Raw genomic sequence first — 24,338 nt, forward strand, 5'->3', positions numbered from 1 at the left:
AGAGAACAAAACGATAAATAATAAAATTAAAAGCAAAGTACAGAGTCCCAAGTCATTATAGAAAAAGAAAAAACAAAGAAGATTGAAAACGAACTTACTCAAACAAATAATTTAAATGTTAAGACCGTCGAGAAATATCTGCCGGTTTTTTGATTTTTTATAAGTTCCTAAACATAATTTTATGTACTCAATAGGGATCTTTCGAGACAGCGCTTGCTGTAGGAAGTTTAATCTTCATCGGAATTTTTGATATATCCAAATATATAATTCTGTTTTGCCATATATGGCGGAGGAACCCGCCCTATTTATTACCAGGGATCGATCAAGCTTGGGGAAGTATAGCCGCATATCCGTACAACGGACCTGCCGCCAAGAAAATTATGCGAAGAAAATTTATTACGATACACTAGTCTATGACCAGCACAACCTTCAATTTATGATTGAAAAATAGGGGGCTGATCACATCATCATGGGTACTGAGTAGCCATTTTTGCTGCGAGAAGCACCACCAGGTATTGTAGCCGAAATGTTAGAAAACGTGTTGGATGAGGAAAAGAAAAAATGCTTGGAGAAAATGCTATCGAGTTTCTGGGGTTAAATAAAGGCACAGTGTTATTAAAGAAACGGTATAGATTTATAACAAAGGACATTTCTGTTTAAATGGAATGCCCTTTGTTATTGCTGATCCATAGCATATACCTATTTAAATAGATTTTAAATTTTTTAAAATAGTTTCAAAAGTATGAAGGAACAGAAGAAGCCTTTCTAATTTTGGAGAATCCTTTTTATATATTCCAGCAATATTATAAGTGAGATCTTTAAATTCAGCAAAAGGGACGGTACATAAATCTTTATTGTGTTTATTTGTGTGATTAGCTAGAATTAGTTCTGGTACGACACTAAAACCCCAGTTATTTTTAATCATCGATATTACCATTTCGAATCCGCCAACTTCAATTCGTTTTAGATTTCTTATTCCGATTAATCTTTCATCAATTTTTCGCCATAAGGCTGTTTCCCTACGATAGCAAATCATCGTTTGGTCAATAAGATCGTCTTTGGAAATTTCAGCTTTTCCAACTAATGGATGGTCTTTTCCAACAATAAAAACCAGCTTTTCGTGAAAAATATAATCAGATTCCAGATTTGTAAATGGGATTACATCTCTTACCAGGCCTATATCGATTGACCCATCTTCAATCATTTTAGAAACTTCTACAGAGTCCGCTGCTTCCACTATTTCAAACGAAAACTCACTTGTTTTGCGCAGCAGTGATAAAACCTCTAAGACAATCGAAACAGAGATGGCAGGTGATAATCCAATGGTAATCGTTGGAGTTTTAATACCTTCAATCACCTGTCTGGCTTCTTTTACATAGTTTAATATTTTACGTGCATATGGAAGCAGGGCAGTTCCTTCCTGAGTCAATAGGATTTTTTTTCCGTCGCGGTAAAATAATTTACAGTCTAGTTCATTTTCTAATTTTTGAATTCTTGCCGTTACCGCGGGCTGTGTTAAATTCAAGTGGTCTGCTGTACGCGAATAATTATTTAACTCAAATACAGTAATGAAGGTTAAAAGTTGTTCATCATCCATAACATCACTTCCTTATTTAAAAATATTTTATATTATGATATCAATAAAAACATTCCGGACGCTTGTATTAATGCGCTTTCATTTTTATGTAAAGAATTACAACTAACCAATAATTTAATCTAATTATAGATTTTAATAATGTTAAATACTAATAAAAAAAATCTTCTTTTTACGGATAAAATTCAAAATATTTTTTATAATACTAGGGGATTCAATAAATTGTGTATGATCATTCTTTATTAAAAATAATGTTTTTGAGTTTAGATGATATACATAGTTTCTAAGATGCGGACAACTTCTTCAGTCCCTAGGGTTAACTGTACTTTCAACACTTTTATCATGGAAGCCATGTAAAAAAAGAAGGGTAGAAAACAGTATCAACCAGGATATTCGTTGAAGAAGAGGAAGTTCACAAAAGAGGGCAAATCGTTATAAGACCAGTTTGAAACGTTTATATTCGCGAAAGTTTCAAGTATAATGAACCATATTCAGATTATGCATATGATATTTCTTTGAGAGAAATCCTATCGATAAGCCGGAAAATACAAAAAAACGAGGTTAATACATGAGTGAAACAAAATTTGAAGATTTTCATTTAAGCGATGAAATAAGAAGATCTTTACAGGTATTAAAATATGAAGCTCCGACAGAGGTTCAGCATAAAGTCATTCCATTAGCATTGGAAAATCAAGATCTTGTCGTAAAATCACAAACAGGCAGCGGTAAGACAGCGAGTTTTGGAATTCCTATTTGCGAATTGATGGAATGGGAAGAAAGATTGCCACAGGCCTTAATCCTGACACCAACCAGGGAGCTGGCTGTTCAAGTTCGCGAAGATATGACGAATATTGGAAGGTTTAAACGGATCAAAGCAATGGCCGTTTACGGAAAAGAACCGTTTACGAAACAAAAAGAAGAATTGAAACAAAAAACTCATATAGTTGTTGGTACCCCAGGACGTGTTATCGATCATATTGAAAGAGAAACTCTGGTTTTAGATAAAATAAAGTTTCTAATAATTGATGAAGCGGATGAAATGCTTAATATGGGGTTTATTGATGAAGTAGAAGCCATTATTAATCAACTCCCTTTAAGCAGAATTACAATGGTATTTTCGGCAACATTACCGAAAGATGTGGAAAATCTCTGCCATAAGTATATGAAAAATCCTATTAATGTCGAGATTGAGGCTAATGGGATCACAACGGATACGATAGAACATTGTCTAATCGAAGTGAAGGAAGATGAAAAAATTCCACTCTTGAAAGACGTTACCGTCGTTGAAAATCCAGACAGCTGCCTTATTTTTTGCCGCACGAAAGAACACGTCGATACGGTCTACGCCGAATTGGAAGAAGCCAATTATTCCTGTGAAAGACTCCATGGCGGATTAGAACAACAAGATCGGTTTGCTGTAATGGATGGTTTCAAAATGGGGAATTTCCGTTATTTAGTTGCTACCGACGTAGCTGCACGAGGAATTGATATTGATAATGTGACACTTGTGATCAATTATGATGTTCCAATGGAAAAAGAGAGTTATGTCCATCGGACAGGCCGAACCGGCCGCGCAGGTAATGAAGGAAAAGCCATTACATTTGCGACACCTTATGAAGGAAAATTCGTTAAAGCCATTGAACGCTATATTGGCTTTGAAATACCAATAGTGGATGCACCAAAGCCACATGAAGTTGCTGGTAACCAGGCTGCTTTCGACGAAAAAATAAGCGGACGGCGAGTCGTAAGAAATAATAAAACGGCAAGAATTAACCAAGATATCATGAAACTATATTTTAACGGTGGAAAAAAGAAGAAGCTTCGAGCGGTAGATTTTGTTGGAACTATAGCGAAAATTCCTGGAGTTTCTACAGAGGATATTGGAATTATTACGATCCAAGATCAAATGTCCTATGTTGATATACTAAATGGGAAAGGCTCGCTCGTTTTACAAGCGATGGAGAATACAACTATAAAAGGAAAGAAGTTAAAAGTTAGTAAAGCCCTTAAATAATGAAAACCACCAAGGACGAGAGGGCTGTACAAATGAAAATAGGTTATTTCTGAAAAACGATAGCATGATTATAAATATATAACTAAAGCACCGAAAAGCTTAAAATAGGAGTAAATGACATACATCCCTATAGTGATATATTTTTTCAAAATAATTATTAAATTCAGAATATTTGATTGACATCATCTCTTCTGTAGAGTAGTATGTAAATGAAATCTATACTAGCGGATGAATATTATGGGAGAGACCAAACATATTGTTTGGCACCGAAGGAGCAAGTCCCCAAAAACGGGGTAACAATCTCTCAGGTAAAAGGACCATGATAGGACGCGTCTCTGGAGAGAGCCATGTGCCACCAAAGGAGTTAAACTCTCAGGTAAAAGGACAGAGGAAAGATAGAAGAATATCTATCTTTCCCCCTGTCTTTTTTTGTTGGGGAAAGATAGCACAAACTAAAAAAGGAGGATTGTGCTATAAAATTTAGGAAGGAATGAGTCTCTGGGGGACTGCAATGGAACCACAGGAAGGTTAAGTTTGATTCATCTAAATTGTAAGCGCTTTTTTAATGTGGTTAAGGGGTAGTATTCTATTAAACTTTGATTGGGATATGAATTTGCAATGAATAGGATTTAAATTTAAAAGATTTAACTGATTAGTAAATTGTAAATATCCCGGGAAAAGTAAAGGGGGAAATCGAATGAAAGAACAAAAATTGGAAAGAGGCCTAAAAAACAGGCATGTACAACTAATCGCTATTGGTGGAGCCATCGGAACGGGATTATTTCTTGGTGCAGGAAAATCTATTCATTTAGCAGGACCATCGATTTTATTTGCTTATATAATTACGGGGGCCATTTGTTTTTTAATCATGCGCGCCCTTGGCGAACTTCTCTTATCCAATTTGGACTATCATTCTTTTGTTGACTTTGTAAGAGACTATTTAGGTAATATGGCAGCCTTTATCACTGGCTGGACCTACTGGTTCTGCTGGATTTCTATTGCTATGGCAGACTTAACAGCAGTTGGTCTCTATACCCAATATTGGTTTCCCAATGTTCCGCAGTGGATGCCAGGATTAATTGCTCTTGTGATTTTATTAATTATGAACCTTACAACCGTTAAACTTTTTGGTGAAATGGAATTCTGGTTTGCCTTAATTAAAGTCATCGCAATTATCGCCCTGATTGTGGTTGGTATTTTCATGATTTTTAAAGGCTTCTCAACGAATTCAGGACCTTCTGCTTTCACGAATTTGTGGAAACATGGCGGCATGTTCCCGAATGGAATCAATGGATTTGTACTCTCCTTCCAGATGGTCGTTTTTGCCTTTGTAGGCATTGAACTTGTGGGACTTACTGCAGGTGAAACCGAAAATCCGGAAAAAGTGATTCCAAAGGCAATCAATAATATCCCCATTCGAGTATTTCTTTTCTATCTTGGTGCGCTAGTGGTCATCATGAGCATTTATCCTTGGAACGCGATAAATCCAGCGAAGAGCCCATTTGTCCAAGTTTTCGTAGCAGTTGGCATCGCTGCTGCTGCTGGTATTGTCAATTTTGTCGTCCTAACATCCGCGGCTTCAGCCTGTAACAGCGCGGTCTTCAGTACTAGCCGGATGATATACTCACTTGCAAAAGATAAAAATGCTCCTGACTCATTTGCAAAACTTACTTCACGAAAAGTACCTTCAAATGCATTGTTCTTTTCTACTGTAGTGATTCTAATTGCTGTGATATTGAACTATGTTATGCCAGAGGGAGTATTTACCCTAATCACCAGTATCTCTACTGTATGTTTCATCTTTATTTGGGGAATTACGGTCATCAGCCATTTAAAATACCGTAAAACTAGACCGGATTTGGCAAAAGTCAACCAGTTTAAATTGCCGCTATATCCATTTTCTAATTACTTAATACTTGCTTTCCTAGCTTTTGTTCTTGTTGTGCTTGCTCTTGCAGAAGATACTCGTATTGCTTTATTTGTTACTCCAGTCTGGTTTATTATGCTAATTGGCATTTATAAGATACGGAGTATGAAAGCAAACCAGGATGATCAAGTAAATCAGGAAACGATAGTAGATATTAAACCGTAACGTAAATTTTTGTTATCGTTTTCAAAAAAACACTTGACTTGGATTACGTTAACAACTATTCTGAAAATAACAAAAAAATAGAGCGGATGACAGTTGTGGGAGAGTGCAAGATTTACACGCCACCGAAGGAGCAAGTTCCAAAAAAACCCTTGGAATAAATCTCTCAGGTAGATGGAACCACAGCTGGACGCAACTCTGGAGAGCGCATAATAAGAGATGCCACCAAAGGGGATGTTCTTCACAGAACTAAACTCTCAGGTAAAAGGACAGAGAAGGGACAAAGAGCTTTTAAGCTACCCTTCTTCTGTCCTTTTTTGCGTGCAAAAAAATCGTGTATGGATAATGAAAATAAGAGTTCCATTTTCCATTTTGACACATGAAAGGGTAGTTTGAGCGATATTCAAGGAGGAGTAGGAATGGGATTACAACAAAATGATTCAACTATTTTTGAAGCAATAAGGAATGAGCAGCAGCGCCAGCTTCAAACATTGGAGTTGATTGCATCTGAAAACTTCGTGAGCCCTGATGTGTTAGAAGCAATGGGAAGTGTGATGACCAATAAATATGCGGAAGGCTACCCAGGGAAGCGCTACTATGGCGGCTGCGAAGTGGTCGATGTCGCAGAACAAACAGCAATAGACCGCGTAAAGGAACTTTTTGGCGCCAAATATGCAAATGTCCAACCACACTCTGGTGCACAGGCCAATTTTGCTGTATTCTTCGCACTGCTTCAGCCTGGTGATAAAGTGATGGGAATGAATCTCTCACAAGGGGGGCACCTAACTCATGGAAGCCCTGTAAGTGTTTCAGGAAAATGGTTTGACATTGTCTCCTATGGCGTTAGAGAGGATACTCAATTGATTGACTATGATGAACTAGAAGCAATTGCAAATAAAGAAAAACCAAAATTGATTATTGCCGGGGCTAGTGCTTACCCAAGAGAGATTGATTTCGCGCGCTTTAGAGAAATTGCTGATCAAGTTGGCGCAAAGCTAATGGTCGATATGGCCCATATTGCCGGGCTTGTTGCAGCCGGACAACATCCGTCGCCGGTTCCATATGCGGATGTTGTAACGAGCACTACTCATAAAACTTTAAGGGGCCCGCGGAGCGGAATTATTTTAACAAATGACGAAGAAATCATTAAAGCGATTAACAAATCAGTGTTCCCAGGGATCCAAGGCGGTCCGCACATGCACATTATTGCAGCCAAGGCGGTTGCTTTTAAAGAAGCATTGCAGCCAAGCTTTAAGGAATATGCAAAACAAGTTATTGATAATGCAGCCACACTTGGCGAGACATTAAAAAATGAAGGGGCAGCCCTTGTCTCAGGTGGAACAGATAACCATATTGTTCTTGTAGATTTACGTCCATGGAACTTAACAGGAAAAGCAGCCGAAAAATTATTAGAAGAAGCTGGCATCACCGTTAATAAAAATACGATTCCTTATGACCCAGAAAAGCCGTTTGTGACAAGCGGTATCCGGATGGGAACAGCGGCTTTAACGACACGGGGTATGAAGCAGGACGAAATGGTGAGAATCGGAAAAGTCATTGCATCTGTTCTAAAGAGTAAAGGGGACCAAGTCGTGCTTGAGAAAGCAAAGGAAACAACGAAAACCATTTGTGACGCTTTCCCGTTATTTGAACAAGCCATCACCGTATAAGAAAGGGGCATTTGAATGGAATTTCAAAGTTGTTTTGACATAATCGGTCCGATTATGGTGGGGCCGTCAAGTTCTCATACAGCCGGTGTCGTATCAATCGGAAAATTTATATACGAATTATTGGAAGACTGTCCGCAGGAAGCAAATATTGTCTTTTATGATTCTTTTGCTGAAACCTATCAAGGTCATGGAACTGATAAAGCACTTCTTGGCGGATTACTTGGGATGGATACGGATGATTCACGAATAAAAAATTCATTAGATTGGGCTAAAAAGGATGGGATGGAGTACAGGTTCGAATTTGCAGAGGACTGTGAGTATTATGACCATCCAAATATAGCAATTGTAACAGCAAAATGGGAGGAACATGTTGTAAAAGTGGGCGGCGTATCACTAGGTGGCGGTTTATCGAAAATCTTTATGATTAACGACGAAATGGTCGATATCCGTTTGAGTGCCGGCGATGATTTTGCCACTCTTGCTCGTCATTATCAACCGAAAAGGAAACAACTGATGGGGGCAAAATAATGGAAATTCAATCGATGAGAGAGCTGATCGATGCTTGTGAAAGGGAACATAGATCCATTGGTGACATGATGTTGATGATGGAAGTAAAAAGATCAGGCAAAGACCGAGAAACCATTATTGGCATGATGGAAGAACGGCTGCTCAAAATGAAAGAAGCGGTTGAGTGCGGTATAAAGGACTCTTCAGCCGCCCCTAGCGGAATTTCCGGCGGTGATGCCGTAAAGATGAATGATTATATGAATCAAGGTAAATCCTTGTCAGGAAATTATATTAGCAATGCAATGACTTTTTCGTTGGCTACCTCAGAAAACAATGCGCGAATGGGTGTCATTGTAGCAACGCCAACTGCAGGGGCAGCCGGCATTTTGCCAGGGGTATTGTTTTCACTTCATAAAAATGATGGGACGCCGTTTAAAGAGTTAGTCATGGGGTTGTTTACGGCAAGCATGCTCGGTTATGTCATCGCGAACCGTTCCTTCATATCCGGAGCAGCCGGGGGGTGCCAGGCGGAGGTCGGTTCGGCAACGGCCATGGCCGCCGGAACCATTGTTGAGCTAAAAGGGGGCACACCACAGCAAGCTGTAAATGCAACGGCGATAGCGATGAAGTCACTTTTGGGTTTGGTTTGTGACCCAGTAGCAGGACTTGTGGAAGTTCCTTGCATTAAGCGGAATGTGATCGGAACCTCCATCGCTTTTTCAGCAGCTGACATGTCCCTTGCTGGGATTGAGAGTCGTATTCCTTGTGATGAAGTTATAGAAGCCATGTATAGGGTTGGAAAAGAAATGCCTCGGACACTGCGTGAAACCGCACTCGGCGGACTGGCAACGACTGAAACTGGTAAACAAGTAAAAGAACGACTATTCTGCAGGAAATCATAGGGGGAAACAGGATGAGTACGGAAACAGGATTAAGGCAAACACCACTTTTCGAAACGTATGGAAAATATGGAGCGAAGGTGATCGATTTTGGCGGCTGGGCACTTCCAGTCCAGTTTTCAAGCATTTTAGATGAGCATGAGGCGGTCCGAACCAAAGCAGGACTCTTTGATGTCTCTCATATGGGTGAAGTGCTTGTTGAGGGGAAAGATGCAGAGAGTTACATCAACTACCTTGTCACCAACGATGTGACAAAGCTTGCCATCAATCAAGCACAGTATACAGCCATGTGCTATCCAGACGGCGGAACAGTCGATGATCTACTAGTCTACAAACTAGATAATGAAAAATATTTACTCGTCATTAATGCCGCCAACATTGAGAAAGATTTCAACTGGATGCAGAAACAGGCAAAAGGAGAGATGACGCTTCAAAATATTTCGAATGAAACCGCCCAGCTTGCCATTCAAGGTCCAAAAGCGGAAGGGATCTTGCAAAAGCTAACTGGTACAGATCTATCCAAAATAGGCTCCTTTTATTTTGCCCAACATGTGGCTGTTGCCGGTGTAGCGGATGTCCTCTTATCCCGGACGGGTTACACAGGAGAAGATGGTTTTGAGCTATATTTAGCCGCTGATCAAGCGGAAACTCTTTGGGGAAAACTTTTAGAAGCAGGCAGTGAGGACGGCTTAAAGCCATGTGGACTTGGTGCACGTGACACACTTCGCTTAGAAGCTCGTCTAGCACTCTATGGTCAAGAACTATTAGGTGATATTAGTCCGCTTGAAGCAGGAATCGGCTTCGCCGTGAAACTGAAAAAAGAAAGTGATTTTATCGGAAAAGCCGCCCTTTTAGCCCAGAAAGAAGCAGGATTAACACGCAAATTAGTTGGGCTTGAAGTTACTGGACGAGGCATACCGCGTCATGGTTATAAGGTATTTTCAGAGGGTGGGGAAGAGATAGGTGTTGTGACATCTGGAACTCAATCACCTACTTTAAAGCAAAGCGTTGGTCTGGCACTTATTTCTGCAGAACATAGTCCAGTAGGAACACCGTTAAAAGTGGAAATCCGAAATAAGCTGATTGATGCGATTGTGGTGAAAACACCATTTTATAAAAGAGGTTAATAGACTATCAGAATGTGTTTTTCTACTCGATTGATTTGATTGGGAATTAACAAACGAATTTAAAAAATGAGAGGAAGTATAATCAATGACAAACGCGACTGCAAGCTTACTATATAGCAAGGAACATGAGTGGGTTTTACAATTAGATGGAAATCGAGTGCGAATTGGAATTTCTGATTATGCCCAAAAACAGTTAGGAGATATCGTATTTGTGGAAAGTCCACAAGTTGAGGATGACGTAACTGCGGATGAATCCATGGGAACGATTGAATCGGTTAAAGCGGTTTCTGAAATTTACGCACCAGTTTCAGGAACAGTGGTTCGGATTAATGATGAGTTAGAAGACGCCCCAGAAACCATTAATGCCTATCCATTCAGCAAAGGCTGGTTAGTAGAAGTGGAAATGTCCAGTCCAGAAGAATTGGAATCCCTTTTATCTGAAACTGAGTATCTAGCATTTATCAATGGAGGAGAGGAATAGAATGACATCCACTTACAGATATCTCCCTGATACGAAACAAGATCAAGAGGAAATGCTCGCATTTTTAAATATGTCATCTATCGCTGAATTGTTTGAGGACATTCCAGCTGAAATTCAACTCCAAGGGGAGTTACATATACCAAAAGCTGACCCTGAACCACTTCTTTTGAAAAAAATGAATCGGCTCGCTTCCAAAAACAAGAATGCAAACCAATATCCAACCTTTTTGGGTGCTGGAACTTATGATCACTACATTCCTAGTGTTGTGAACCACATGATTTCACGATCCGAATTTTATACTGCCTATACACCCTATCAGCCGGAAATCAGCCAAGGAGAATTACAAGCGATTTTTGAATTTCAAACCATGGTTTGTGAGTTGACAGGAATGGATGTCGCCAATTCTTCGATGTACGATGGGTTTACCTCACTTGCAGAAGCGGCATCACTCGCTGTTTCATCTACAAGACGCTCGAAGGTACTTGTTTCAAAGGCCGTTCATCCTGAATCACGGGCTATCTTAAATACGGTGGCAAGCGGACAAGGGTATACAGTAGAAGAATTGAATCTTGCTAATGATGTGACTGACTTAAAAAATTTGGCTGAACAAATCGATAAGGGGACAGCTGCTATTATTGTTCAATATCCAAACTTCTTTGGTTCGATTGAAGATTTGGCTGAATTGAAGAAAATCGCCGCAGCAAATGGTGCATTGTTCATCGTAAGTTCCAATCCACTGGCACTCGCACTCCTTGAAGCTCCTGGTAAGCTTGGAGCAGATATCGTGATCGGGGATATGCAGCCATTAGGAATCCCAATGTCATTTGGCGGTCCGCATTGTGGTTATTTTGCTGTAAGTAAGAAATTGATGCGAAAAATCCCTGGAAGAATTGTTGGACAAACGACAGATGAGAAAGGGCAGCGCGGCTTTGTCCTAACCCTTCAAGCACGCGAACAGCATATCCGCCGTGATAAGGCTTCATCCAATATTTGTTCCAATCAGGCCTTAAATGCACTTGCCTCTGCTGTTTGTATGAGTGCACTTGGAAAGCAGGGAATTCGTGAAATGGCCCAGCTAAACTTTGAAAAAGCCGATTATATGGCTAAATGCTTGCAAAATAAAGGCTTTGTGATTACTAATCATGCGCCATTCTTTAATGAATTTGTAGTCGAACTTCCTCTTCCGGTGAAAGAGGTTAACGCAAAATTGCTTGAGGCGGGATTTATCGGCGGCTTCGATTTAGCGAGTGATTATAGCTTTGAAAATCATATGCTGATCGCTGTAACCGAGCAGAGGACAAAAGAAGAGATTGACCAATTGATCGAGGTACTGGAGGCTGTTGTAAATGGTTGAATATAATGATCTTATTTTTGAAATTAGTCGTCAAGGACGCGTTGGTTCAAGCCTTCCGGAATGTGATGTAGAAAAGATCGAGCTTCAGCAAAAACTTCCGAAACACTTAATTCGAGAAACGCCGGCAGAACTTCCGGAGGTATCAGAACTGCAGCTTGTCCGCCATTATACAGCCCTTTCGAATAAAAACCATGGGATCGATAACGGTTTCTATCCGCTTGGTTCTTGTACAATGAAGTACAACCCAAAAATTAATGAAGATGTAGCCCGTTTGGAAGGGTTTAGCCGTATTCATCCATACCAGCCAACTGAAACGGTACAGGGCGCATTAGAAGTTTTATATGAATTACAGGAAGAACTAGCTGTTATCACAGGAATGGATGCAGTGACATTACAGCCTTCAGCAGGAGCACAAGGGGAATGGACAGGATTAATGATGGTCAAAGCCTATCATAAGCAAAAAGGGGAAGTACGAACAAAAGTCCTTGTTCCGGACTCCGCTCATGGAACCAATCCTGCAAGCGCATCGGTTGCTGGTTATGAAACGATAACGATTCCATCCAATGAGCAAGGGTTAGTCGACCTGGAAGAATTAAAGAAACATCTGGATGATAATACAGCTGCCCTGATGCTGACAAATCCGAATACGCTCGGTCTGTTTGAGAAGGAAATCGTGGAAATTGCTCATGTTGTTCATGAAGCAGGCGGCTTATTATATTATGACGGTGCAAATGCGAATGCGATTTTAGGAAAAACAACGCCTGGTACAATGGGCTTTGACATCGTCCATTTAAATCTTCATAAAACATTTACGACACCACACGGCGGCGGTGGCCCGGGTGCTGGTCCTGTCGGGGTAAAAGAAAAACTGATTCCGTTTCTACCTGTTCCACGAGTAGTCAAAGCAGAGGATCAATATGCGTTAGATTATAACCAGCCTCAATCGATTGGTCGTGTGAAAGGCTATTATGGGAACTTCGGAATTCTCTTACGCGCGTACACCTATATTCGCACCATGGGACCTGAAGGGTTACGTCAAGTATCGGAAGGCGCCGTTCTTCATGCGAACTATCTTCGCAAGAAGCTTGAGCCGTATTTTGAAGCACCGTATTTACAAATCTGCAAGCATGAATTTGTGTTATCCGGATCAAGACAGAAAAAGTTAGGGGTAAGAACACTGGATATGGCCAAACGTCTGCTCGATTTTGGCTACCATCCGCCTACCATTTACTTCCCACTGAATGTGGAGGAGTGTTTGATGATCGAACCGACGGAAACAGAGTCAAAGGAAACGATGGATGCCTTTGCTGATGTAATGATTCAAATTGCCAAAGAAGTAGAGGAAAACCCAGGCATTGTATTAGAGGCACCACATACAACGGTGATTGGCCGATTGGATGAAGTACAGGCAGCCAGACAACCGATTTTACGTTATACAAAAGAGGCATCTGCCGTGAAAGAAAAAGAAACGGTAAACGCATAAACTGAAACTCCATCTGTGCAAGCGATACGCTGCACAGATGATTTTCTATTAAATCAAGATTGAGAATAAGTTCCGTTCATAGGAGTGAATTAGATGGCCACCGAGTATGTACGTAAACCAGATTGGCTCAAGATTAAATTAAATACGAATGAACAATATACAGGCTTAAAAACGATGATGCGTGAAAAAAAGCTCCACACAGTCTGTGAAGAAGCCAAATGTCCGAACATTCATGAATGCTGGGCATCACGAAAAACAGCAACCTTTATGATTTTAGGCAGTATATGTACACGGGCTTGCCGATTCTGTGCAGTTCAAACGGGGCTGCCGACAGAGTTGGATTGGGAAGAGCCAGAGCGCGTCGCTGAATCTGTGGAGCAGATGGGGTTAAAGCATGTGGTAATTACAGCTGTGGCCCGCGATGATTTAAAAGACGGAGGAGCGGGAGTGTTTGCGGAAACCGTCAGAGCCGTCAGACGTCGTAATCCATTTTGCAGTATTGAAGTTCTACCATCCGATATGAATGGGGAATACGACAACTTAAAAGCCTTAATGGATGCGAAGCCCGACATTTTAAATCACAATATTGAAACAGTAAAACGGTTATCACCAAAAATTAGAGCAAGGGCTACTTACGAACGGTCCCTTGAGTTTTTGCGCCGCGCAAAGGAGCTCAATGCCGCGATTCCAACCAAATCAAGCATTATGATTGGTCTTGGCGAAACAAAAGAGGAAATAATCGAAACGATGGATGATCTTCGCCAGAACCAGGTCGATATTATGACAATCGGCCAATATTTACAGCCTACTAAACATCATTTAAAGGTCCAAAAATATTGGAGTCCACAAGAGTTTGCTGAACTAAAATCAATTGCGATGTCAAAAGGATTTAGTCACTGCGAAGCCGGTCCACTTGTTCGCTCCTCCTATCACGCAGATGAACAGGTGCATGCAGCAAAGGCCAACGCGTAAGGAAGGTCACAAAGCGATAGGAGAAGTGAGGTCCTATGATAATAAAAATGACGGAAGCAGCCATAGACAAATTAAAAGAATTGGCTGAGATTAACGAGGGAATCCCTCGGATTGATGCCGAAGTAGCAGGCGGATGCGGGATAACCGTTAAGTTTTCGATTCTGTTTGATGAACCGCGTCGAAACGATTTATGTATGGAAATCGAAGGGATCCAACTTCGAATGGATCGCTTCACAAAACGATATTTAGATGAAGAAACCGAAATTGATTATCAAGACGAACAGGGTTTCCTAGTCGGAGACAGCTTTACCTCGAGTTCTTGTGCCATCGAGCTCGATTAATTGGAGGCTGGGAGATTCACCTTTTTTACCTATAGCTTTCCTTTAGATTTCATCGACAATAGAAAAAGGGGAAATGAACATGACAAAAGAATACGACATTGTGATCATCGGCGGGGGACCCGGCGGATATGTCGCAGCGATTCGTGCCTCCCAATTGGGCTTTAAAGTGGCGGTAGTTGAAAAAGGGAAAGTCGGCGGAACATGTCTTCATGCCGGATGTATCCCATCAAAGGCCTTATTGCGAAGTGCAGAACTATACGCGCAAACAAAAAATGCCCGCGCATTTGGTATCATCGCTCCAGAAGTTGCACTTGATTTTTCATTGGTACAAGACAGGAAAGAAGACATTAAGGACCGCCTGTTTAAAGGGATCCAGCATTTAATGAAAAAAGGAAAAATCGATGTATATGAAGGAAAAGGAAGTATCCTAGAATCAAAGGATGTTTTAATACAATTAAATAATGAGGAAGGGGATGTCATTGTAAGTCCGCGGAATATTTTAATTGCCACAGGTTCGCGGCCAAGAACATTTCAAGGCTTGGAGGCGGATGGGAAATATGTCATGACGTCAGATGAAGCTTTAGAAATGGAAACGTTGCCAAAATCAATCATCATTGTTGGCGGCGGAGTAATTGGAATCGAGTGGGCATCGATGCTCGTAGATTTCGATGTACAGGTGACAGTACTTGAATATGCCGATCGTATTTTACCGACAGAGGATAAAGACGTTTCAAAGGAAATCCAACGGTTACTAAAGAAAAAAGGAGTAAAAATTGTCACAGGAGCAAGGGTTCTTTCAGAAACGCTTGAAAAAGGCGAGGGTGTTTCAATTAAGGCGGAGCATAAAGGGAAAGAAGTGTCCTATTCTGCAGACAAACTTTTAGTATCAGTAGGCAGGCTGCCAAATGTAGAAGGAATTGGGCTTGAAAAAACTGCGGTTGAAATGAAAGGCATGTTTATCAAAACAAATGAATTCTATCAAACGGAAGAAGCCAATATCTACGCCATTGGCGATTGCATCGGAGGATTACAGCTTGCTCATGTCGCTTCACATGAAGGCATTATTGCAGTTGAACATATGGCAGGGGAAAACCCGAACATGCTTGATCCCACTCTAGTTCCAAAATGTGTCTACTGCAGTCCAGAAGTAGCGAGTGTTGGCCTCACAGAAGAGGAAGCGAAGGAGAGCGGATTTCAAGTTAAAACCGGAAAATTCTCATTCCGAGCAATCGGAAAGGCCCTCGTATTAGGCGAATCAGACGGATTCATCAAACTGGTTGTTGAAGAAGGTACGGATAAACTGTTAGGAGCCCATATGGTCGGTCCCCATGTAACGGATATGATCACAGAGGTTGGTTTAGCCCGTGTATTGAATGCAACTGCTATGGACATTGCTCATACGATCCATCCACATCCGACCTTATCCGAAGCGATTGGTGAAGCAGTGTTATCTATAGATGGAAAGGCCATTCATGGTTAATCCGAAAATATTAAGAATAATCGTCTCACAAAAATAGTTTAGCAGTCTGAGAGGATTCCTGATAGGTTGGAAGGATTGCCCTTCTAATCAATTGATTTTACATGAACCATTGGCGAAGGGATGGTGGAAGAATGAGTACAAAAGAAAACCTTAACCGTGCGAAATTATTAATTTCTTGTCCAGAAAAGCCTGGTATTATTTCAAAAGTTACCAATTTTTTATTAGAACATAAAGCAAATATTGTCCATTTTGACCAACATACGACAGATCCACACTCAGGTGTATTTTTTATGCGAATTGAGTTTGAAATGGAAGTCATGGATGCCTCAATTGAGAAGCTAGAACAGGATTTACATGTAATGGGACGGGACTATAAGTTAGAATGGCAGTTGAGCAGTACCAACAAAAGAAAGCAAATGGCCATCTTTGTTTCCAAAGCAGACCATTGTCTTAATGAGCTTCTCTTGCGCTGGAAGTCTAAGGAAATCCAAGTAGATATCCCGATGGTCATCAGTAATCATCCCGACTTAAAAGCGGTTGTTGAGGGGTATGGCATCCCTTTTTATCATATCCCCATGTCACATGAAACAAAAGAAGAGGCCGAACAGAAAGCATTAGAGCTGTTGGAAGGGAAAGTAGACTTTATTGTCCTGGCCAGGTATATGCAGATTCTTTCCCCAAAATTTATTTCTCATTTTCCGAATAAAATCATTAATATCCATCACTCGTTCTTACCGGCATTTGTGGGAGCGAATCCTTATGTGAGAGCGTTTAACCGCGGTGTAAAGTTAATCGGAGCAACGGCTCATTACGTTACCAATGATCTTGATGAAGGACCAATCATCGAACAAGATGTCCAACGGATTAATCATCGTTATACAGTTGAGGATTTAAAGACCGCCGGACGTCATGTCGAGAAAAAGGTCCTTGCTGAAGCAGTTTCCTGGCATGTTGAAGATAAAGTACTTGTCCATGGCAATAAAACGATTGTTTTTACATAAGTTTAGCGGCAGATGATAGGAGATGGTTTTTTTGGCAGAAAATGAACATGTACTAGGCGTTATTCATTTCGTATTAGCTATTCTGTGGATCTGTTTTTTTATCAAAAGTAAACGAAATCATACCGTAAACTACATACATATCATGTTGCTGCTATTTGCCGTTGGTATTTTAATTAATACACTATTTAATGTGATGAATCGTTTGTAGTATTAGGATAGTAGAAAAAAAGTTTGCGGAAGATTTGTTATCTGCAAGCTTTTTTTTATCTCAGAAATTGGTATGAAATATCCTAGTTGCCGATTGAGGTACAGGACTCCAGTAGTTAGATTAATGAAAGAATTATAGTTTTAAGAAAATACCGAAGGATAAGTAAATAATGGTTATAATTGATTTCCAATAAGAATAATTGAATAGTAGAAGTCTTTCGGACAACCATTGTCATGAACATACATGTTCATGCTTTTTTTATAAAAGTAAAAGGCTGTAAAACAAAATAAACAAAAGAATGCGAACCACTTTCTCTTGTTTCATTTATGTTAGGGATTTTTTAGGGGGGATTGTATTGGATAGCAAAGAGAGCATTTTGAAAAAGGAAGGACGGAAGTTTCCTGGAGCGACATACTCAGAGGTAGTATTGGCACCTGCTTATGAGCACGCCAAACAAACTTTACTAGAGCCGATGCTGGAAATCCATAAAGCCCATCTAATTATGCTGGTGGAACAAGGATTGTTGGAGGTGAGTGGAGCATCCCAAATCCTGAATGGTATTAACGCACTGGATAAGAAGGCACTTCTTCAGTCCACCTATGATGGACAATATGAGGATCTCTTTTTCCTGGTAGAAAGCCAAATCATGAACGTTGCCGGCGAAATGGGTGGAAGTTTGCACCTTGCCAGGAGTCGCAACGATATGGGGGTTGCCATGTACAGGATGGTTCTTAGGGACAAGATTCTTCTCGCCATTGAGGCGCTGCTTTCCTTTCAAGAAACCCTTTTGAGTGTGATCGATATCTATAAGGAAACCATTGTCCTGGGGCATACTCATACGCAGCAGGCCCAGCCGATGACGTTTTCCCATTATTTACTGGGAATGTACGATGTCCTAGACCGTGACTTAAAAAGATTAAAGGCAGCCTATGATACATGCAATGCCAGTCCTCTCGGTGCAGCGGCCTTCACTACGACTGGATTTCCGATTGACCGAAAAAGGATTGCAGAGTTATTAGGATTCCCGAAAATCATCAAGAGTGCCTATGATTCAATTGGAGGAGCCGATTATTTAGGAGAAATTGCCACAGCGATCCAATTAACCTTTATCAATCTAGGCCGATTTTCGCAAGATCTTCTCTTATGGTCCAGTCAGGAATTTTCAGCGATCCGTGTGGCAGACCCCTATGTGCAAACGAGTTCGATTATGCCGCAAAAAAGAAATCCCGTTTCACTTGAGCATATTCGGGCATTAAGCTCAAGCGGAATTGGAAATGCCCAAACTGTACTTCAAATGTTACATAACACACCATACGGAGATATAAACGATACGGAAGATGACCTTCAGCAGTATTTATGGAAGGGCCTGCAGCTTATTGATCAAGTTTTTCGGCTAACAAAAGTGGTGGTTGGAACGATTGAAGTAAATGAAGCACTGTTAAAAAGAAGGGCCCAAGAGAGTTTTGCGACGATTACCGAATTAGCCGATACGCTGTTTAGGGAAGCAAACATCCCGTTCCGCACCGCTCATTCCATTGCCAGCGGGGTGTTGAAAATTGCCTTGGCCAGAGGCTTGAATGCAACTCATGTCACATCTCTACTCGTTGATGAGGCGGCAAAAGCAGTTGTCGGAGTTTCGTTGAATTTACCGGAGGAGGTCATTCGAACCGCAATGGACCCAGAACACTTTATTAAAATTCGGTCGCTGCCTGGCGGACCAGCACCGGAGGAAATGAAGCGGGCCATTGTGGAAAGGGAAGCTAGTCTACAACACCATCTTTCTTTACACCATATGGAGGTTAATCGAATGAAGGTTTGTATGGAAAAACTTGATCAACTGACAAGCAGGTGGGGTAAAAAGGGTGACATGGAACCTTAAAGGTTGACGAGTAATAAAACATAAAAAAGCTGATCTTATTACCGAAGGCTTCAGTAAGATGGAGCCCGTATAAGTCACCACCCACCAGAAACCAGCCCTGGTGGAGAGGTGAATATCTTAGATTAATTTCCTTTCCTTTTCCCTCCGAAGAAGCTGTATGCCAGAAATATAATGAGGATTATCCCTAGGCTGATAAATAAGCCGTAACGCTCATTCGGTCTAAAAAGCCCACCGCATAAAACAAAGACGATCAGAACAATTCCCGAATAGGAAGTAAATGGTGACCCCGACATTTTAAAAGACACCTTTGACTGATCCAAATAGGTTTTCCGATACTTAATTTGGGAGGCAAGAATGATACACCAGTTTAATATTAGTGTTACACCTGCTGCCGTTGTTAAATATTCGTATACGGTACTCGGAAGAAATAAGGAGACAATAATCGCTGCTGCTAGTCCTAAAAATCCTAGCAGCAAGGCATGTAAAGGAACACCTTTTTTCGTGGTTTTGGAAAAGGTCTTGGGTGCTTCTCCATCATTTGATAAGGATACCATGACCTTCGTGATCGAAAACAAGGACCCCACCATCGTAGAAAATGCCGCACTAATGATTATGATGTTAAAAATGGTGCCAAGATATGGGATGGGAAAGTTTGACAAGGCTGTAACAAACGGGCTTTCTCCTTCATCGATTTTTGTCCAGCTAACCATTGAAACCACCATAAACAAAGATAGTACATACAGGCACAAAAGGGTGATGATTAGGACGATACCCGATTTACTAACATCCTTTTTATGTTTTAGCTCGTTTGAAGTGACTCCGATTACCGCAATCCCCCCGAATGAAAATAGGGCAAAAATTAGGGAAGACCACCAGCCAGTAAAACCGTGCGGGAACAAGCTGGTCATATGGAACACCGTTCCCGGATGAATTCTGGTGGTTCCAGCTGAAATGACCCCAAACAGCAGCAATAACCCAAAAAGGATAAATATCACCAATGTGGATATTTTCACTACGGCAAATAATGTCTCGATTTTGCCGAAATTTCTCATCCCTAAAAGATTAATCCCAAGTCCAAGTACCGAATAAATAATCGCAAATATCCATAATGGCACATGATGAAACCAGTATTGGGTAAAAATGGATAATGCAGTCACTTCGCTTGACATGATAAGAACGCCTGATATCCAATACATCCATCCACTTACAAACCCAATCCGTTCCCCGAAGGCTAAGCGTGCATAAGTTCGGAACGACCCTGGCTGAGGGTCATGTACTGACATCTCTGCCAGTGCACTGAAGGCTAAAAACGCAATGATTCCACCCAGCAGGTAGGCAAATATCATTGAGGTCCCTGCAGTTTTAATGGATAGTCCGGTCCCCAATAAAAAGCCGGCCCCGATAATCGAACCAATACCAATCAGGGACAACTGCCACCATTGAATCCCCTTTGTATTCCCTTTTTCTCGTTCATGCTTCTTGCTATTATTTACCATCTGTTTGACAGTATGCTCATTTCGCATTTAATGTGTCCTCCTTAAATACTGACTTCTAACCTCTATTTAGACTAAATAAACAGCTTTAAACATTAAAAAATGATGAGAATGATAGGAAGTCGGAATTACTAGAAAACGATTAATATTTACCCACATTACTTCCCAAATACTTTTTGGGAAAAGGGAACTAGGGAGCGAATCTAGGCCAATATGGATTCATTTGGCCGTTTGGATGAACACCTGCTCTCTTGTGTTTTGAGGGTAAGTTTCATTGACCGATTCTTACAAAAAATGGTTCACTTGGGCAATGAGAGACGGTTCCATTTACCGTCTAAGGATAAAAAGCTGGCTTGCGGGCAATGAAACCAGGTTTGATTTACCGTTTTAGGTAATAAAACTGGCTCGCGGGCAATGAGAGATGGTTTCATTTATCGTCTTAGGCAAAAAAACTCCCTCGCGGGCAATGAAATCTGAAATTAGCCTTAAAAAATAAACCTTTTGTTTAACACAATGAAGAAAAGGTTATATGAATATAGAAAACTTGAAGGAGGTATAGAGATGTCACACGAACAATATCAATCTGTTATTGAATCTCTCCATGAATGTATGGTATCTTGTAACCACTGTTTCGATGCTTGTTTGGAAGAGGAGAATGTTGGAATGATGTCGAAATGTATCCGCTTAGACCGGGAGTGTGCGGATATTTGCTCCTATTTAGAACAGGCGATTGTCAGAGGAACACCATTCATTTCCGAATTAGCACAAGTGTGTGCAACAATTTGTGAAGAATGTGGAAAAGAGTGTCAAAACCACCAACATCAACATTGTCAAAATTGCGCAGAGGCATGCTTAAGGTGTGCAGAAGCTTGTAGAAAGTTAACTGCTTAAAACGATTGTTAAAACCATTAAACCGTTATAGAGAAAGAAGGTGTTTTCCTTTTGGAAAGCACCTTCTTCTCTACTATTGTTTAATCCTATCTATTGTTTAAAAAAGTTTTAAGGAAAAAGTAATTAAGCTAAATGAGGGCTAGATTTTAAAGGAAATAAGATTTTACCCATGTACAAACTTCCGGCCAAAATTTAGCCGGAAGCTTTACAACTATATAGACCTGATTAGATTACCAGTTGTAATGTATCAGAATCTTTATCTAATTTAAAGGCAACTTTCTTATCTCCACAAACAAGATCATAATCACCAAGATATCCTTCAAATGAAACCGTACCGTTTTCATCAGTCTGGCATGACATATTTGTATGCCAGTCATTTTTAATCAGTTTTTTTACTACTTCATAGGAAGGTTTTGGGCTATTATCTGTTCTGATAAATCCAGCAGGAGCACCTAACCATGCCCCATCATCACTGAAGGACCAGGCTGTAATAGCTTCAACCAGAGGATGTTTAAACAGAATAGAATACATTTCTTCTACTTCTTTTGCCTGGCGTTCTTCAAATTCAGGTGTGGATGGCCATTCGGGAATCTGATAATCATTAAGGTCTTCAATTTGAGATGGCATAGGATGACCAGATGTCAATGTGTTCTCTGTAAAGTGAAGGGGAAGTCCAAAGTGTGAGAAACGATCTAAGACTTCTTCTAATTTCTCACGTCCCCAATAACCCTGATGCTGATGTGATTGAATACCAATCGCATCAATTGAGACACCTGCATTTAAACATCCATCAATTAGAATCTCATAGTTAATAGATGTATTAAAGTCATTTAATAATAGAGTCGCACCAGGATTGAATTCACGTGTTTTGGCAAACATTTCTTTAATAATCCCAACTCGGCCAAGTTCTTTGCTAATTCTTGTAATACCATTGTCATACTTATCGAAGATAGGCATGATCACTACTTCATTGATCACATCCCACATATCGATTAATCCTTTAAAATCTGATACTTCCCGTTCAATTCTAGCAAACTGTGCTTTGAGGATTTCTTCATTGCTCATATCAAGAAGCCATGGAGCTGTTACGGTGTGCCAGCAAAGAGGATGTCCTTTCACGGTTACGTTTCTTTCTTTAAACCACTGAGCGGCGGCCTTTAATTCTTTCGTAAGTGGTTTTCCTTTTTCTGGCTCGAATGTTCCCCAATAGAAAGGTAATGTTGCAGAGTTAAATATGTCTAAGAACTTATCCAGTTTTTCTTCCAAAAAAGTAAGTCTGTCTGTTGGTACATTTTGATTGGCTACTTGGACTGCATCAAAAATGCCGCAGCCAAATAAGAACTTATATGGTTGGTCTGTTTAAGTGCTACTTCCTTTCCTGCAACAGGATTTCCTGATGTATCCACAAGTTTGATTGTCTTCCTTGACATACGGTGTGCAAATTCATTTGTTTGTCCCATTATATTGCCTCCGTTTCATAACCGTTTCGAATTGGTTCAACACAGAAAACGTTTTCACGTATCTTATCTAAATTCTACCAAACTTTGTTTGGTCAGACAACTAACTTTATAGCCTATAGTAAATTTTTTATAATTTTTTTCCTCTTAGTGCGAGGTCCTTTTTTAATAACTAGGGCAGCGAAAAGAAATATTATAATCAATACCCAATCTATTTTTATATTAATCTAGTGAAAAAATTGTGTTATGATAAAAATTGCATACAATAATATTCGGAATTTTCTTTTTACATATTTTCATGGGTTGGATTGTGTAATAAAAATAATCAAAAAAACTTTGGGGGAAACGGAATATCATGAAAAGAGACTATTGTTTTTTCATATTGGTATTTCTTATTTTTGCAAGCGGTTGCAGTAGAGGAGAAGAGTTTAAGATTGTATACTCCAATGGAAAAGTAAAGAATCCTCCATTGGAAAGTAATGAAAGTAAGCCAGTTATCATTGCAGTAGTTCCAAAACTGGTTAATATACCTTATTTCAATGCAGTGGAAGAAGGAGCTGCTGAAGCAGGAAAAGATCTTGGAATAAAGGTTATCTATAAAGGTCCTTCCGTTGCTGACGCTGACCAGCAAATAAGAGTAATCAACGAACTAATTGATCAAAAGGTGGATGTCATTGCCGTTTCCGCTAATGACCCAGATAAGTTAGTTCCAGTCTTAGAGAAGGCAAAAGGTCAGCATATTAAAGTCATTACATGGGATTCAGATACCCTCCCTAACTCAAGAGAGTTCTTTATCAACATGGTAAATCCGGAGACATTGGGAAGACATTTGATGGATACACTGGCTTGGAAACTAAATGAAGAAGGTGATTTTGCCATCATCACAGGAGCAAAATCGGCAGCAAATTTAAACAAATGGTTAAATTGGATACAAGTACAGCAAAGGGAGAATTATCCCAATATGCATCTAATCAAAATCGTCGCTTCAGATGATGACCCTCATAAAGCATATATACTCGCAAAGCAATTACTATCACAGTATCCACATTTAAAAGGCATTATTGGAAATTCTTCTGTTGGTCCGCCGGCCGCTGCTCAAGCTGTCAAAGAAGCAGGACAAGCCGGAAAAGTCGTTGTAGCAGGGTTATCCCCGCCAAATCCAATGAACCAATATTTAAAAGAAAATGATGCACAAATTGTGACTTTATGGAGTCCAAAAAAATTGGGTTATTTGACAGTGGCCCTAGCTTCCAACCTGATCAAGGGGCAACGGCCTTATGACGGTGAAAAAATTCCACAAGTCGGGAAAATTAACATGATAGATGATATGGTTATCATGGGGGAACCGATAGATTTTACAAAGGAAAATGTAGATCAGTATGATTTTTAACAGGATAA

The 24,338-nt window shown here is 40.3% G+C and carries 21 protein-coding genes and 3 riboswitches; of the genes, 17 read left to right on the forward strand and 4 right to left on the reverse strand.

Annotated features, from left to right (window positions below; translation table 11 throughout):
• Positions 1 to 703: 703 nt before the first annotated feature.
• Positions 704 to 1,597 carry a LysR family transcriptional regulator gene (locus tag J7E81_RS09740; protein ID WP_215041977.1) on the reverse strand — a complete coding sequence of 298 codons (894 nt, stop codon included), beginning with the start codon at positions 1,595 to 1,597 and terminating at the stop codon, positions 704 to 706.
• A 565-nt stretch (positions 1,598 to 2,162) separates the two neighbouring features.
• Between J7E81_RS09740 and J7E81_RS09745 the strand changes: the two genes are divergently transcribed.
• The 15 genes from J7E81_RS09745 (at position 2,163) to argH (ending at position 19,099) form a co-directional block, all read left to right on the forward strand.
• The gene (locus tag J7E81_RS09745; protein ID WP_215041979.1) at positions 2,163 to 3,608 is read left to right on the forward strand and encodes a DEAD/DEAH box helicase; all 1,446 of its coding nucleotides are present in this window, start codon (positions 2,163 to 2,165) and stop codon (positions 3,606 to 3,608) included.
• Positions 3,609 to 3,836: 228 nt separating this feature from the next.
• Positions 3,837 to 3,938: riboswitch (glycine riboswitch) on the forward strand.
• A 3-nt stretch (positions 3,939 to 3,941) separates the two neighbouring features.
• Positions 3,942 to 3,998, forward strand: a riboswitch (glycine riboswitch).
• Between the two features lie 307 nt (positions 3,999 to 4,305).
• Positions 4,306 to 5,700, forward strand: a complete 1,395-nt coding sequence (locus tag J7E81_RS09750) for an amino acid permease (protein ID WP_215041981.1) — start codon at positions 4,306 to 4,308, stop codon at positions 5,698 to 5,700.
• 86 nt (positions 5,701 to 5,786) lie between these two features.
• A riboswitch (glycine riboswitch) is annotated at positions 5,787 to 5,890 on the forward strand.
• A gap of 226 nt (positions 5,891 to 6,116) precedes the next feature.
• The gene (gene glyA / locus J7E81_RS09755) at positions 6,117 to 7,367 is read left to right on the forward strand and encodes a serine hydroxymethyltransferase (RefSeq protein ID WP_215041982.1); all 1,251 of its coding nucleotides are present in this window, start codon (positions 6,117 to 6,119) and stop codon (positions 7,365 to 7,367) included.
• Between the two features lie 15 nt (positions 7,368 to 7,382).
• On the forward strand, positions 7,383 to 7,895 hold the full coding sequence (locus tag J7E81_RS09760; RefSeq protein WP_215041983.1) for a serine dehydratase beta chain: 513 nt from the start codon (positions 7,383 to 7,385) through the stop codon (positions 7,893 to 7,895).
• A complete protein-coding gene (sdaAA, locus tag J7E81_RS09765; protein ID WP_215041984.1) occupies positions 7,895 to 8,776 on the forward strand; it encodes an L-serine ammonia-lyase, iron-sulfur-dependent, subunit alpha in 882 nt (293 codons plus the stop codon). Before J7E81_RS09760 ends, sdaAA begins: the two co-directional genes overlap by 1 nt.
• Positions 8,777 to 8,787: 11 nt before the next feature.
• Positions 8,788 to 9,900 (forward strand): glycine cleavage system aminomethyltransferase GcvT, encoded by a 1,113-nt coding sequence (gene gcvT, locus J7E81_RS09770; protein ID WP_215041985.1) that lies wholly within the window; start codon positions 8,788 to 8,790, stop codon positions 9,898 to 9,900.
• An 85-nt stretch (positions 9,901 to 9,985) separates the two neighbouring features.
• Positions 9,986 to 10,381 (forward strand): glycine cleavage system protein GcvH, encoded by a 396-nt coding sequence (gcvH, locus tag J7E81_RS09775; protein ID WP_215041986.1) that lies wholly within the window; start codon positions 9,986 to 9,988, stop codon positions 10,379 to 10,381.
• 1 nt (position 10,382) lies between these two features.
• Entirely contained in the window at positions 10,383 to 11,735 is a 1,353-nt protein-coding gene (gcvPA, locus tag J7E81_RS09780; protein WP_215041987.1) for an aminomethyl-transferring glycine dehydrogenase subunit GcvPA, read from the forward strand.
• Entirely contained in the window at positions 11,728 to 13,218 is a 1,491-nt protein-coding gene (gene gcvPB, locus J7E81_RS09785) for an aminomethyl-transferring glycine dehydrogenase subunit GcvPB (protein WP_215041990.1), read from the forward strand. The genes gcvPA and gcvPB overlap by 8 nt, the downstream gene beginning before the upstream one ends.
• A 93-nt stretch (positions 13,219 to 13,311) precedes the next feature.
• A complete protein-coding gene (gene lipA / locus J7E81_RS09790; protein WP_215041991.1) occupies positions 13,312 to 14,190 on the forward strand; it encodes a lipoyl synthase in 879 nt (292 codons plus the stop codon).
• Positions 14,191 to 14,225: 35 nt separating this feature from the next.
• The gene (locus J7E81_RS09795; protein ID WP_215041993.1) at positions 14,226 to 14,531 is read left to right on the forward strand and encodes an iron-sulfur cluster biosynthesis family protein; all 306 of its coding nucleotides are present in this window, start codon (positions 14,226 to 14,228) and stop codon (positions 14,529 to 14,531) included.
• Between the two features lie 79 nt (positions 14,532 to 14,610).
• Positions 14,611 to 16,011 (forward strand): dihydrolipoyl dehydrogenase, encoded by a 1,401-nt coding sequence (gene lpdA / locus J7E81_RS09800; RefSeq protein WP_215041995.1) that lies wholly within the window; start codon positions 14,611 to 14,613, stop codon positions 16,009 to 16,011.
• Positions 16,012 to 16,142: 131 nt separating this feature from the next.
• Positions 16,143 to 17,012 (forward strand): formyltetrahydrofolate deformylase, encoded by an 870-nt coding sequence (gene purU / locus J7E81_RS09805; RefSeq protein WP_215041997.1) that lies wholly within the window; start codon positions 16,143 to 16,145, stop codon positions 17,010 to 17,012.
• 31 nt (positions 17,013 to 17,043) lie between these two features.
• Complete coding sequence (locus J7E81_RS09810) at positions 17,044 to 17,220, forward strand: hypothetical protein (protein ID WP_215041999.1); 177 nt, start codon at positions 17,044 to 17,046, stop codon at positions 17,218 to 17,220.
• A 355-nt stretch (positions 17,221 to 17,575) separates the two neighbouring features.
• Positions 17,576 to 19,099, forward strand: a complete 1,524-nt coding sequence (argH, locus tag J7E81_RS09815) for an argininosuccinate lyase (protein WP_215042001.1) — start codon at positions 17,576 to 17,578, stop codon at positions 19,097 to 19,099.
• A 122-nt stretch (positions 19,100 to 19,221) separates the two neighbouring features.
• Here the strand turns inward: argH and J7E81_RS09820 are convergent, their stop codons facing one another.
• On the reverse strand, positions 19,222 to 20,622 hold the full coding sequence (locus tag J7E81_RS09820; protein WP_215042003.1) for an amino acid permease: 1,401 nt from the start codon (positions 20,620 to 20,622) through the stop codon (positions 19,222 to 19,224).
• A 531-nt stretch (positions 20,623 to 21,153) separates the two neighbouring features.
• Here J7E81_RS09820 and J7E81_RS09825 point away from each other — a divergent pair.
• The gene (locus tag J7E81_RS09825) at positions 21,154 to 21,483 is read left to right on the forward strand and encodes a four-helix bundle copper-binding protein (protein WP_215042005.1); all 330 of its coding nucleotides are present in this window, start codon (positions 21,154 to 21,156) and stop codon (positions 21,481 to 21,483) included.
• A 225-nt stretch (positions 21,484 to 21,708) separates the two neighbouring features.
• On the opposite strand, the gene J7E81_RS09830 is transcribed toward J7E81_RS09825, so the two are convergent.
• Both J7E81_RS09830 and J7E81_RS30510 read right to left on the reverse strand, forming a co-directional pair.
• Entirely contained in the window at positions 21,709 to 22,749 is a 1,041-nt protein-coding gene (locus tag J7E81_RS09830) for an endo-1,4-beta-xylanase (protein ID WP_251028565.1), read from the reverse strand.
• A 35-nt stretch (positions 22,750 to 22,784) separates the two neighbouring features.
• Entirely contained in the window at positions 22,785 to 22,943 is a 159-nt protein-coding gene (locus J7E81_RS30510; protein ID WP_251028566.1) for a hypothetical protein, read from the reverse strand.
• A gap of 352 nt (positions 22,944 to 23,295) precedes the next feature.
• Between J7E81_RS30510 and J7E81_RS09835 the strand changes: the two genes are divergently transcribed.
• The gene (locus J7E81_RS09835; RefSeq protein WP_215042006.1) at positions 23,296 to 24,330 is read left to right on the forward strand and encodes an autoinducer 2 ABC transporter substrate-binding protein; all 1,035 of its coding nucleotides are present in this window, start codon (positions 23,296 to 23,298) and stop codon (positions 24,328 to 24,330) included.
• The last annotated feature ends 8 nt before the right edge of the window (positions 24,331 to 24,338 follow it).

The sequence above is a fragment of the Bacillus sp. ISL-18 genome (assembly GCF_018613415.1).
Taxonomy (GTDB): Bacteria; Bacillota; Bacilli; order Bacillales; family Cytobacillaceae; genus Neobacillus.